At 60.1% G+C, this 13443-nt stretch carries 6 protein-coding genes; 2 read left to right on the forward strand and 4 right to left on the reverse strand.

All coding sequences use genetic code 11. The features are described from left to right. Positions 1–29: 29 nt before the first annotated feature. Entirely contained in the window at positions 30–1475 is a 1446-nt protein-coding gene (locus VGU25_17625) for a glycosyl hydrolase family 8 (protein HEV2579029.1), read from the reverse strand. A gap of 113 nt (positions 1476–1588) precedes the next feature. After that, positions 1589–5263, reverse strand: a complete 3675-nt coding sequence (locus VGU25_17630) for a carboxypeptidase-like regulatory domain-containing protein (GenBank protein HEV2579030.1) — start codon at positions 5261–5263, stop codon at positions 1589–1591. 629 nt (positions 5264–5892) lie between these two features. On the opposite strand from VGU25_17630, the gene VGU25_17635 reads away from it, so the two are divergent. Further along, on the forward strand, positions 5893–9435 hold the full coding sequence (locus VGU25_17635; GenBank protein ID HEV2579031.1) for a carboxypeptidase-like regulatory domain-containing protein: 3543 nt from the start codon (positions 5893–5895) through the stop codon (positions 9433–9435). 134 nt (positions 9436–9569) lie between these two features. Next, on the forward strand, positions 9570–11504 hold the full coding sequence (gene glmS, locus VGU25_17640) for a glutamine--fructose-6-phosphate transaminase (isomerizing) (protein ID HEV2579032.1): 1935 nt from the start codon (positions 9570–9572) through the stop codon (positions 11502–11504). Positions 11505–11547: 43 nt separating this feature from the next. Here the strand turns inward: glmS and VGU25_17645 are convergent, their stop codons facing one another. Next, on the reverse strand, positions 11548–12066 hold the full coding sequence (locus VGU25_17645; protein ID HEV2579033.1) for a hypothetical protein: 519 nt from the start codon (positions 12064–12066) through the stop codon (positions 11548–11550). 137 nt (positions 12067–12203) lie between these two features. Continuing rightward, positions 12204–13283: a hypothetical protein gene (locus tag VGU25_17650; GenBank protein HEV2579034.1), complete on the reverse strand. Its 1080-nt coding sequence runs from the start codon at positions 13281–13283 to the stop codon at positions 12204–12206. Between the last annotated feature and the right edge of the window lie 160 nt (positions 13284–13443).

Below are 13443 nucleotides of genomic sequence, written 5' to 3' on the forward strand. Positions count from 1 at the left end.
CAGCCCGCGCGCAAACACAGGCGACGCTTTCATTTGCTCGCTTGCGCAGGTCCCCATATCCGAAACTCGCCCGAGCAATGCATCATGCTCATCAGGTACAACATGCCATCGTAGTAGCGCTGCTCACCGGACGGCATCGGCATCGCCCACACGGCATCCACAAACGCATTGGCATCCTTGCCCTTGCTCGCCGCCAGACTCCCGACGGCAGCCGTCGCCACCATCCCTGGTGAGTGCCGCTCCGACATCGGCTTCCCATCCTGTGAATACCGGTCTACAAACCGGTCAATGCCCTGGCCAATCAAAAACCGCTGATAACGCTCGCTCAGCACCGGTTCTTCAGCGCTCTTTCTCCACCACGAGTAGTCCACCGACCAGTTACTCACGCTGCGCCACGAATCGTAGCTAAACTCAACCGGCTTGTGGTCCCATCCCATCGCCGGCGTCGCATCGAAGTTCGCGCGGTCCGGTGTTAGCGCAGTCTCGGGGCCTGTAACCTTCGCGAAGAATCCGCGGCTTACCTCTGCCGCGTGCGCCCAGAAGGCACGGTCCTCAACTGGACCCCACCGTGCCCACAACTCATAAAACGCGGGCAGATGATAACTGGGATCTGTGGTCTGATTCTGCACGTTGGGCACGAACAGAATCATCGTGTGCTGTTCATTCACCATCGGCCCGATGGTCTCGGTCCACGGCCCGCGCGGTCTTGGAAACACCGGCGGCTTCGGTGCAGGCTCTCCCTTCGCGGCGGCGTCGGCCGCTGCCTGCGCTGCGGCCTTTTCGCGCGCGGTCTCGTTAGGGCTCGGCCATGGGTGATCGGGCATCACAAACGGCGGATCCTGCGGATGAATGCGGAATGGCCCTGTGCCGCTCAGCACCGGATGATGCCGCATCCCGCGCAGAATCCTGTCCGCCTCCGCCTGGTAGTCATAGATCCCCTTGCCATTGCCCCAGCGGTTCGCCGCGAAGTACAGCGACATCACAAAGTACTCTTCGCCATCCGGCGCCGGGCCCGTCGATCGCGGCGTTCCATCCGTGTTCATGGACCACGCAAAATACCCTACGCTCGGATTCTTCGGGTCCGTGATCAGCATGTACGTGTGCGCCCAGTTCCATATCGCGTCGAACTCATGCTTCTTGTTCAGCTGCACGGCGATCATCATGCCGTAGCTCATGCCCTCGGTGCGCGCATCGTTGTTCGCCCAGTCGGTGATGTAGGCCAGCGGCCCGTTCTCATTCTTCCCACTCTCGAAGTACACCGACTGCGTCTGCGGATCGCCGTGAAAGAACTGCTGAAACGCCGCCTCGATCTTCGCGTGCGTCTCCGCCGTCGAGTGTCCGCGCTCCGCGAACAGATCACGATACTGTCCCGTCTTGTACGCTCCACCGCCATCGTCAAGCGACTGCGCAAAACCCACGCCCGACAGAACCGCCGCAACAATTGCAACCCCGAAGCCTCGCGTAACCGTCTGCATCTTTCGCCCTCTCTCGCGCACAGAACTCACCTTACACGCGCAGAATTTCTTGCGCCGAAAAATCAAAATGGGCGCCCGAGTGGGCGCCCATTCCGGTTTTCTCTCTCAGCTTTTTAGAAGCGAACAAACGCCTCAAACTGATAGATACGTGGCTGATTTTCCTGCGCGGTCACCTGCCCAAACGTTGAGCTCGTCCAGTCGGTAACGACCATGCTGTTATGGCCGCTGCCCCCATACACCGGATGATTCATCGCGTTGATCAGGTCGAGCCGGATCTGCAGAGCCATCGGCTCATACAGCTTCGACAGGCTGAAGTTGCGCTGCACCGCGCCATCAAGCTGGTTCATGAAGTCGCCGCGCAGATTGTCGAACCGGAGCGGGAGAGTACGGATCTGATACTGCGTTCCGTACAGTCCCGGCTGCTGGCCCGTGGCCGTGCTGCTGCCCGTTGTCGTCGCCCAGTCCGCCGTGTTGAACCACGTCCGGGTGGTGCTCGCCTTGAAGCCGGGACGGCCCCATGCCGAGCTTCCTGGTTGACCGGGTCCGAGGTACACCGGCAGAGTCGTTCCACTCGCCTGCGTTGACGGTCCGTCAAACTCCAGCGGCTCGCCGCTCTGCACCTGGTAGACGCCCTGCACCTGCCATCCGCCCACGATCTGCGAGATTACTCCGCCGCTATTCGCGAAGGTGCGTCCCGGACCGAACGGAAGTTGATAGATACCGCTGGTCGCAAACCGGAACGTGCGATCGTTCGCCGAGAGGCCATACCATGGCGTCGGATCGCTGACGTTCAGGAACTGCGAAGCGTCCATCGACTTCGACCACGTGAACGCCGCCGTCAAACTGGCGCCATTCGTGAAGCGGCGAGTCAGTTGCGATTGCAGGGAGTGGTACATGGACGTACCGATCGTCGAGTACGCCGACACGCTGGTGAACTGCGGATACGGCCTCAACAACTGGTTCGCCGCGATGGTCTTCGAGGAGCCGAGCGTCACCGTATTCGGCGCGATCCCATAGAACGGATTCGTTACCGAGGTTGAAATCGCTGTGTTCTCGTTCGCGTCGTAGCCGCCGGTATAGGTCGACAGATACTGGCGCGGAATCGCGTTGAACTCCTGCTGAACCGGCTGGTGCAGCCCATGGTTGCCGACGTATGCAACGTCCGCAAGCCACGCGCCTATCTGCCGCTGGATGTCCAGGCTCCACCGCATGTTGTACGGCGTCTTCGGATTCAGCGGCTGGAACGTCACCGCCTGGCCGAGATACGTCTCAACCCCCAGCGAATTGCCGGTCGGCTGCTGAATGCCATTCGGGAACGGATTCGCCAGCGAGTATCCGCCGTTCGGTCCCTCATAGCTGTACGTGCTGCCGGTCGCCGGAACCGTGTTGGCAATTCCGCTCACTGAAGTTGATTGCGTAAAGCCCTGCTGCGGCAGCAGGAACGTGCTCGTCGAACCCGAGTTTCCGCCCGACAGATAGAACGTCGAGAGCGAATCGTCGAAGATGCCGAAGCCGGCGCGAACCACCGTGTTCCTCGCGAACTCATAGGACAGGCCCACACGCGGCAGCATATTGATGATCTGCGTGTGATAGTCCTGATTGCCCGAGAGCGGAGTCGACGGGTCGCCAAGGAACCGCAGGCCGCCGGTAGTCGGCAGGCTGGAAGGCATTGGCGCCGGCAGGTTCGGGATCGCAGTTGCCTTATACGCCGTTGCCGCTGATGCATTCGCCGGGTTCGGCGCGCTGAAGTCGAAATACGTGTTCGCCTTCTTGTTGCGCTCGTTGTTCGGCCGCTCGTATTCAAAGCGGAGACCGGCGTTTATCGTCAGATTCGGGACCGGCTTCCAGTCATCCTGCACCCACTCCGCCATGTAGTTCGAGCGCGAAGCAAGATCCGAGTTGATAGTGACCGCGGAGGAGTTCGGCAACCCGTACAGGAACTGTGCGAGACCGAATCCGATCGACTGCGCCGAAGTCGACGAAGTTGCCGTCGCATACGCGCCGCTGTTCTGATAACGGCCGTTCCCCTGCGTCGTGATGCCCGCATTCGTGTCGTACATGCGGTACTCATACCCCATGCGCACGAAGTGGTTGCCCCACAGCCTGCTCACCTGCACGGAACCCAGTGTGACGTCGTCGTGTGAAAGCACGCCGTTGTCCGAGTTCAGGGATGTCTCGCCCGTGATGTCGATGCGCGGGAACGATTGCGCGTCCGGCCCAAGCCCGTTCACCAGGTACGAAGGCATGCCGATCGAGGTCGGGCTCAACGTGCCCTGGGAGGTCACCGTGTTCTGATTCACAAAGCGCGTCCACGTCAGGTGCGCTTCCAGAACCGTTTGTGGGTTGATCGTGAACGTGTATCCCAGCGCGATGCCCTTGTTCAGGTAGGTCAAAGACGTGCCGCTCACCGGGGCGAAGTACGTGTTCTTCGCAGGCTGCAGACGCCGGCTCTGCACCCAGTGGCCATAAAGCTGTTGCTTGTTCGATATGTTGAAGTCGCTCCGCACGATGTATGCGTAATAGTGATCCGGCTCCGCCTTCGAGTACGAGAAGTTGCCGCCGTCCTGCGAGTTCGGCGCCGTATTCGGTTCCGGATAATACTTCAGCGCCGCCAGCGCAATCGCATTTACTGCGCTTGCGGGAATCAGGTTGCCGGGAATCGGCGTGCGCACTATGCACGTCTTGCCGCTGCCGCACGCGCCTCCCGTCGTCACTACTCCCGACGTCGGATCGTACAGCTGATATTTGTTCGTGACGCCCGCCGGATGCGAAGGATCCAGAGCATACAGCTCCGAGAAGTCGTAGTAGCCGCTCGTTGTCTCGCCGCGCTCTGCCTTGCTCGGCACCGTCAGCAGCTGCACGTTCGGCGTTGCAGCCTGGCTGTGTTCATAGCCCGTGAAGAAGAACCACTTGTCCTTCTTGATGGGTCCGCCTACTGCACCGCCTTCGCGCATCCATGATGCCTTGGCTGGCGCAGACGATCCCGGAATATGCCAATAGTTCGTGTTCAGCGTCGGGTTCTGATACGAACCGAACGCCACACCATGAAACTGATTCGTTCCGCTCTTCAGCGACGTATTCACGAAGCCGCCCGACGAATGTCCCTCGGTCGCGTCGTACGAGGAAGTCTCCACCTTGTACTGACCGATGAACTCCGTGCTCGGCGTGTATGCCGAAAGCCGGATGCGGTTGTCCGGCGCGCCGTCCAGCCGGTATTCGATTGAGTTCAGCACCGATCCATTCACCGAGACCGTTGCGGTGCTGCTGTCATACGCGTGAATGTTCGGATTCACGCCGGAAACCAGAAGCCCGGGCGCCAGCGTCTCCAGTGTGAAGGGGTTGCTGTAAACCAGCGGCAACTCCTCAATTGATCTCTCTTCGACCACCAGTCCCTGCGTCGCAGTGCTCGTCTGCAGCTGCTGAATTCCGGTAGTCACCTCCACCGTCTCCGAGGTCGCGCCGATCGCCAGGCTGATGTTCTGCTGGTTCGTCTGGTTCACGTCCACCACGGTGTGTACGCGTTCAGACTTCTTGAACCCGTCGCGGTCCACTACGATCGTGTAGCTGCCCGGATTCAGATCCTGAAAGACGTAGTTTCCGTCCGAGTTCGTCTTCGCCGTCTGCACGACTCCGGTCGCTTCGTTCTTGATCGAAATCACCGTGCCGGGAAGAATCGCACCCGTATCGTCCGTAATCTGCCCCGCGATGCTGCCGCGTTCGGTCTGTCCGAAGGCATGTCCTGCGAACCCCGTAATCAGCAGTCCCAGAACCAGAGCGCGCAAAACCATCCGCACTCCTGATTTCCGCGCTCGACCTAATCCTGTAAGACACAAAAGCATCGTCGCCAGCGTCGCCGCCAGCCGTGCCATTAGCCCACTTGTTTGCATGTCACTGCTCCTTAGTACTGCCGAAAGAATTCAATATCGGAACACGTTCCGTTCTGAAAACCCGCACGTACGCTGGCAGAAATAGCCACTGTCTTTTCAGTTGTGCCGCCAGCGTATGTAGTAACCGAGCCACAGAATCCATTCCGGGCTTCTCTCCGGAACCTGGAAAATATCAGGGCTGATCACCGCGGGGATTATTTCCTGTCAGACACGTACCTGTCAAACAGCTTCTTGCGACCCAGCCCAACGACCGCAGCCGGCTCGCCCCCGGCCGGCAGATCTGTCAGGCAGCCGCTCCCATGATTCCCTCTTGATACCTAGAACAACACTTGCCTCTTGACAGCAAAATCCCTGCAAGCGCACCATTTTCGAGAAAAACTAGAACTGAGATCTGCGCAGTATGTAGTCATACCGATTCAACTGAAATGGGGTCGAATCGTTCGTCGCCCGGCGCTCCTCGTGAGTGCTTGCCCGAAGAAGCGCAGAACACACAAGACGGCGGGCCATTTCGTTCCTTTCGGAGGCGATGTATGACGCTTTTCTACCCACGCAAGCAGTGGTTCTCGACCCTTCTGCAATCCCTTGCCCTCACCCTCTTCGCTCTCACCCTGCAGCCGCTCAACGCCCAGGTCGCCGGCACCGGCACCATTCAGGGCGTGGTCACCGACCCCTCCGGAGCTTTTGTGCCCGGAGCGACGGTCACCCTCACCGAAGAGTCGACGCACGTCATCCATACCGCCAAGACCGATAGCGCCGGCGCCTACGACTTTCCCGATGTCACAATTGGCACCTACACGCTGACCGTCGCCGATACCGGCTTCCAGACCTACTCCAAGATTCACAACGTCCTGGAGGTCGGATCCAACATCGACATCGACGCCCATCTGGCTCTTGGCAAGGAAGAGCAGACCGTCACCGTCGAAGCCGAAGGCCTCGCGCTCCAGACCGAGGATGCCAAGTTCAAGCAGACCGTAGACGAGCGCCAGATCGCTGAACTCCCGCTCAACTCCGCCTCCCGCCAGGTCACCGGCCTGATCGCGCTTGCGGGCGGGACCACACCCGCTCCTGGTGGCGACTTCACCGGCTCCAAGTACAGCTACCAGACGATCTCCGTCTCCATCGACGGCGGCCAAGGCAACAGCACCATCTGGCGTCTGGACGGCGGCGACAACACCAACTACACGGCCAATATCAACATGCCCTTTCCGTTCCCCGACGCTCTCAATCAGTTCTCAGTCGAAGCCAGCGTCCTTGGCGCACAGGACGGCATCAACTCCGGCGGCAAGGTGAATGCCGTCACCCGCTCCGGCACCAATAACTATCACGGCAACGTCTTCGAGTTCCTCCGGAACAACTACATCAACGCGCGCAACTTCTTCTCTGCGGTTCCGGACTCCCTGCATCAGAATCAGTTCGGCGGCACCTTCGGTGGACCCATCCGCCGCAACAAGCTCTTCGCCTTCGCCGGATATCAACGCCTGCAGGCGTCGCAATCCTCATCGCCTACTTCAGTGCGGCTGCCGACGGCCGCCAACCTCGCCGGTGACTTCTCCGTAACCGACCCGGTGAAGGGAACCAGCGACAGCTGCAGCAGCACGGGCGTCAACCTGCTCGACCCGCTCACGGGCAACCCTATCCCGGGCAACAAGTACCCCACGCCGCCTACCTATAACGCTTCTGCGCTCGCCATCCTGAAATTGATTCCGACGCCTACTGACCAGACCTGCGGCACCTACACGTACACCGTCCCAACCCGCACTGCTGACAACCAGTTCGTCACCCGCGTGGACTGGAACATTAACCCCTCGAACAATTTCTACGGCCGCTACTTCATCGATGGCTACCAGCAGCCGGGCGTGTACGACAACAACCTGCTCTTCACCACGCAGGCCGGTAACCTCGAGCGTACCCAAAGCCTCACGCTCGGTGAAAACTGGGCGATTAGTTCCAAAACGGTCAACTCCGCGCACATCACCGTGTGGCGCATCCGCAATAACCGGGGCTACAACAGCGCGGTACCCAACGCTACTGCCTTCGGCATCAACGTCTTTCAGTATTCGCCTGCCGGCTTCTACGACACCATCTCCAACCGCTTCACTCTTGGTTGCGGTACGTGCATCGCGGCGGTCATCAACGATAACGCCCTCAGCGTTGCCGACGAAATCACGCTCGTTCGCGGCCGACACAACCTCGTCATTGGCGGCGAGTTCGTTCGCAACCAGCTGAACTTCCGTAGCGGCTACAACTCCAACGGCAACTTCTCCACCAGCGGCAACTACTCTGGCTCCGGCCCCAATGGCGGCAACACCATCGGCGAGCCTCTCCTCGACTTCCTCTTCGGCACCCAGAACGTATTCAATCAAAGCACGCAACAGCAGGAGGCCTACCGCGGCCCCATCACCGGGGTGTATGCGCAGGACACCTGGCACGCCACGCAGCGAATCACCGTCGTTGCGGGCCTGCGCTGGGCACCCAACTTCTTCCCGCACGACTACTTCCATCGCGGCTCCATCTTCAGCATGGCAGCGTTCCAGGCAGGCCAGACCAGCACCGTCTTCCCCACGGCACCCGCGGGCTCGCTCTTCTACGGCGATCCCGGAGTTCCTGGCAACTTCACCAGCAACAACCCGTATCAGTTCGCTCCCAACCTCGGCTTAGCCCTCGACCCCGAGGGCAATGGAAAAACCGTTTTCCGCGGTGGCTTCGAGTTCACTTACGACCACCCCAACTTCTACACCGGTAACCGCAACACGCAGAATCCGCCCTTCGCGCCCAACGTACAGCAAACCCAGGGCTCCAACACAGGACCTATCAGCCTTACCAATCCGTGGTCTACAGGAATTGTGCAGGGATCCCCATACCCGGCCCCCTACCCCCCCACGGCTACGAGTGCCAAGTTCTACGGACAGTCGCAGTGGGTCGCGCTTCCTTCGGATTTCCATCCCCCCCAGACCTTGCAGTACACGGCCAGCATGCAGCACAGCTTCGCGCACGACTGGCAGATGCAACTGGACTACATCGGGTCGAAGACCAGGCGCCTGCCGCTCGGTGTCCCGCTCAATCCGATCAACTTCATCCCCGGCGTTTGGGGACCGAACGGCACCGGCTGCGCTGGCGTCGTGCAGACCGGCCCCGCCGCTGCGAAGCCCGGTGCCGCCGGAACGCCCTGCTCCACCACCGCGAACACCGTTTCCCGCGGTACCCTCGTGCAGATCAACCCCGTGCAGGGTAACTTCTACGCCGGTGGCGGCGGCGGCTCCAGCTCCGGGCAGATCATTAACGAAGCCTGGGCCAACTACAACGGTCTCGTCGCCAGCCTGCAGCATCGCCTCTCTTCAACGTTCAGCCTGCTCACCAACTACACCTGGTCCAAGTGCCTCAATGTGCAGGATGCTCAGGGCGACATCTCTACCAGCATCGCCTCGCAGCCGTTCAACCTGCGCGCCGATTACGGCCCCTGCGGCTCCGACTACCGGCACATCTTCAATGTCGCCATGGTTGCGGAGTCCCGCTTCCACATGGAAAATCGAGCCGCCCGCATGATCGTCAACGGCTGGCAGATTGCTCCTATCGTCCATATCACCAGCGGCGCGCCCTTCACCGTCACCTCCGGCGTTGACAACTCGTTCACCTCCGGCGGCGCCGACCGCCCCAACATCGTCCCCGGAGCTCAGGTCTACACCCACAACGCAATCCGCTCGCAAAACACCCCCGCCAATCGGCAGTACCTCAATATCGGCGCCTTCAGCAGCGTCACCGCCGGCTGCCCCACGCTGCCCGGCTCCTCCACCATCAACGTTTTGCAATGCCCCGGCTACGGCACGTTCGGCAACGTCAGCCGCAACTCCTACCGCGGCCCCAACTACATCCAGACCGACGCTTCTCTCAGCCGCATCTTCGCAATCCATGAGGCCATGGCGCTGCAACTCCGACTCGAAGCCTTCAACTTCCTCAACCATCCCTACTTCAGCACTCCGACGGCCACCACCAGCTCCAGCACCTTCGGTCAGGTCACCTCCACCACCGGCGAAGGCCCACGAATCTTCCAGGCCGCCGTCAAGTTCAACTTCTAGCCTCCGTGTCCTCTTTGCAGACCTGGCCCCGCGCAAGCGGGGCCCTTCTTTTGGTGCATGGGCCTCATCCATTACCTTCGCGCACCCGGCCGTCACTCTCCACAGAGCCCCCGCCAGCTACACTCATCCTTAATATGTGCGGAATTGTCGGTTACATCGGCCCCAAACCCTGCGTCCCCGTCATCATGGAGGGACTCGCCCGTCTCGAATACCGTGGCTATGACTCAGCCGGCATCGCCGTCGCCGGCGGCCCGGAGGGCCTTCAGCTTCGCCGCGCACCCGGCAAGCTCCGCAATCTCGACGCCATCCTCCAGCGCGATCCCGTCCACGGCACCTATGGCATCGGCCACACCCGCTGGGCCACGCACGGCCGCCCCACCGAGGAGAACGCCCATCCGCACCGCGACGGCTCCGGCACCCTCGTCGTCGTCCACAACGGTATCGTTGAAAACTACCTCACGCTCAAGCACGAGCTCATGGCCAAGGGCCACGCCTTCGCCTCCGAAACCGACACCGAAATCATCGCCCACCTCATCCAGGACGAGCTGGAGAACCACGCCCGCCAGCACGGCGAGTTCACTGACGCCAACGAGTCCGTCGCCATCGTCGGTGACGGCCACGCCTCCAAGCTCCCGCTCGAAGAAGCCGTCCGCCGCGCTGCTCGCCGCATGACCGGCGCCTTCGCCATCGGCGTGCTCTCCGCCAACGAGCCTGACAAGATGGTCGCCGCCCGCATGGGTCCGCCCATCGTCCTCGGTCTCGGCGACGGCGAGTTCTTCCTCGCCTCCGACGTCCCCGGCATCCTCCACCACACCCGCACCATCTACTTCCTCGCCGACAACGAAGTCGCCACCCTCACCACCTCCGGCATCGCCCTCACCGACTTCCACGGCAACGCAAAAACACTCTCCCCGCAGCGAATCACCTGGGACCCCATCCAGGCCGAAAAGGCCGGCTACAAGCACTTCATGCTTAAGGAGATCAACGAGCAGCCTCGCGCCGTCCGCGACACCACCCTCGGCCGCGTCTCCTTCGACACGGGCCGCGTCCACCTCGGCGACATGTCCGTCTCCGACGAAGACCTCCGCGCCGCCGCCGGCATCACCATCGCCGCTTGCGGCACCTCCTGGCACGCCGGCCTCGCCGGCAAGTTCATGATCGAGCGCCTCGCGCGCCTCCCCGTCGACGTCGACTACGCCTCCGAGTACCGCTACCGCGACCCCATCCCCAATCCCAACACCATCGGCCTGCTCATCACCCAGTCCGGCGAAACCGCCGACACGATTGCTGCTCAACAAGAGCTGATCAGCAAAGGATCAAAGACCCTCGCCATCTGCAACGTCGTCGGCTCCGCCGTCACGCGGCTCGCGGCTGGCACCATCACCACCAACGCCGGCCCCGAGATCGGCGTCGCCTCTACCAAGGCCTTCACCGCGCAGCTCACCGCGCTCTTCACGCTCGCGCTGCACCTCGCGCAGGTCCGCGGCACCATCACCGACAAGCAATCCCTCCACCTCGCGACAGAGCTATCCAGGATCCCCGGCAAGATCGAAGAGGTCCTCCGCTCCGTGGACGACATCTGCGCCAACCTCGCCAAGGAGTTCTCCACCGCGCGCGACTTTCTCTTCCTCGGCCGCGGCATCCACTACCCCATCGCCCTCGAAGGCGCGCTCAAATTAAAAGAGATCAGTTACATCCACGCCGAAGGCTATCCCGCCGGCGAGATGAAGCACGGGCCTAACGCTCTTATTGATGAAACCCTGCCCGTCGTCGTCATCGCCACCAAGGACCCCGCCGACCCGGCCTCGGTCCTCAAGTACGAAAAGACCCTCAGCAATATTCAGGAGGTCACCGCCCGCAGCGGCCGCGTCATCGCCATCGCCACCGAAGGCGACAAGCACATCCACCAGCTCGTCGAGCACGTCATCGAAATCCCCGCCGCCCCCGAGCTCCTCCTGCCCATCCTCGAAGTCGTCCCCCTCCAACTCCTCGCCTACCACATCGCCGTCCGCCGCGGCTGCGACGTGGACCAGCCAAGAAATCTTGCGAAGAGTGTGACGGTGGAATGATCTGGCGATTGCGTCTTCTGGCCTCACGAATTTAACTGGCATGTTATTGCCGCCGATCAGCAATTCGCATCTTCAAATCCGTTTGTCGGGCTTCTTCCTTCTTAAGGCACACAGTAAAGAAACCTCGATCGAGGCCGCCGCTCTTGGTCGCTAATTCGTAATAGCTCAAAAGAAGTTTTAGGACGTCCACTAAACTTGATTTGCCCGAAACTAAGTCGGCCTTCTGTATCGTAAAGAATTTAATTAGTCCTTGAATGCCACGCGCATCGGCCAAACGAAGAAATAGGCAGAGGTCCTTTTCCTCATAGTAAGCACAGACAGGGAAGTTCATAAGCTCGAACCAATGCTTCGAAAAAGAACTCTCTGGATCCGCGCCAAGCCTCTTAATCGCCAGAAAATTTCTGACGAGCTCGATGTACAAATCGTGACGCATTCTTCGTATATGCACACGTTCCAGTAGGAAACTCTTCGCTGGCTCAAGCGCAACTCCGATTAAGGCCCCGACCACAACGGATATCAAACTGGTCAGCCACACTACCATCGCTGATTCCTCAAGATCCAAAGCATCGAGTTCATAAAAGCAGCCGGCGGTGGTTCAACGCTGGCTGCTTTATCTATTCCGGGCCTGATCGCGGACGGGCAAGGCGCCGCGAAGACGAACTAACACAATCCTGAATCAGCGAACCCTGTACGGACGGGTCACTCCGATTTATTGAAATTCTTTGTTATCGCTTCAAAAACGACCGACGGTAAGCCGTTCGGACTCTCCTCTTTGCCCAATATTCCGGAGTCACCAAACTCTGTGACCGATTCTACTAACTTGCTCAGCACAAGGTCCTTCTGTTCAGAAGTCCGCACAGCGGCAACGAACGCCTCGATGCTCCGTGTCACCCTCAACTTGTGTTGGTTGTGCTCGATCATGTGGAAATAGGCTCGCGTCATCCGCAAACTGAATGCCAGTCCAATTCCCAAGACGCCAACCAACGCGAGTCGCAATCCGGTGAAGTAGGCGCTAGCGGCCAGCAACAAGGGCACCGAGACCGGCAAGGCACTTGTCTTGCTGCCCGGCGCAAGTGCAGCTTCAATCGAGTTGATTAGGGCTGGTGGATGGTTAAACAAGTAAGCTAATGCGATAGCCAGAGAGACGAAGAGGATAACGACCAAAGAAGCCCAAATGGTCGCTTTCTTGCGAAGCACTTTGGCCGCGTCTATGAACTGGCGTTCAGCGCTGTCAACAGAAATCCTGCTGGCTCTCTCCTTGGCGAGTTCGAAATCCTTGCCCGCCTCAACAGCCGTCGCCTTCAAAACGTCGCGTGCGTCGACGACAATTCCAGCGACATCCACTTTAGCCGCTTCAACTGACTTCTGAACCGCGGCCATTGCATCGGTCTTCCACGTAGCAAGGCTTTGCTCGGAAAAATCCAGAATGCCCGATTGCTCCAAGATTCTGAACGCAAGGAGCGGCATCTGTGGCTGGAATTCAGAAGTTGCTCTCCATATCGCATCTCGGATGGCTTCGTTAGGCCTCAGGCCTCCGCCATCCCCTATATTCACGACAGCTGTGGAAAATACCTCTAGGGGCTGCAAGAAGGAGTCGTCCATTTTGGCGAGCAATGGCTTAATGCGAGAGAGCCACTGCGAAGCCATTTGCTGTGCTTGGACCCAGGAATTGAAGAGGCTGCTGTCGTTTCTGATCCGAATGAAGTTTTGCGAACCTTGAACCGACCGTAGGTCGCCTTCGAGGGTGGCCAACCTCACCTGCATATTTGCCGATGCCATAGGGGCCTGCTTATGAGCTGATTGAGTTGAGGTAAATATAACGGAGCAGAGTGCCTATCCCACACGGTGGGAAGTAGAATTCCCGAGCCTCCGGCCCAATCCCCATTCCTCCATAGCCGACCAACGCGGGTGGCCGACATCTGGCCCAATCCCCAAAAAT

The sequence above is a fragment of the Acidobacteriaceae bacterium genome, assembly GCA_035944135.1.
In the GTDB taxonomy this organism is placed as follows: domain Bacteria; phylum Acidobacteriota; class Terriglobia; order Terriglobales; family Acidobacteriaceae; genus Granulicella.

Coding starts and splice junctions, on each gene's coding strand:
- VGU25_17625 (HEV2579029.1), bottom strand. CDS start 1,475: ATGCAGACGGTTACGCGAGGCTTCGGGGTTGCAATTGTTGCGGCGGTT.
- VGU25_17630 (HEV2579030.1), bottom strand. CDS start 5,263: ATGGTTTTGCGCGCTCTGGTTCTGGGACTGCTGATTACGGGGTTCGCA.
- VGU25_17635 (HEV2579031.1), top strand. CDS start 5,893: ATGACGCTTTTCTACCCACGCAAGCAGTGGTTCTCGACCCTTCTGCAA.
- glmS (HEV2579032.1), top strand. CDS start 9,570: ATGTGCGGAATTGTCGGTTACATCGGCCCCAAACCCTGCGTCCCCGTC.
- VGU25_17650 (HEV2579034.1), bottom strand. CDS start 13,283: ATGGCATCGGCAAATATGCAGGTGAGGTTGGCCACCCTCGAAGGCGAC.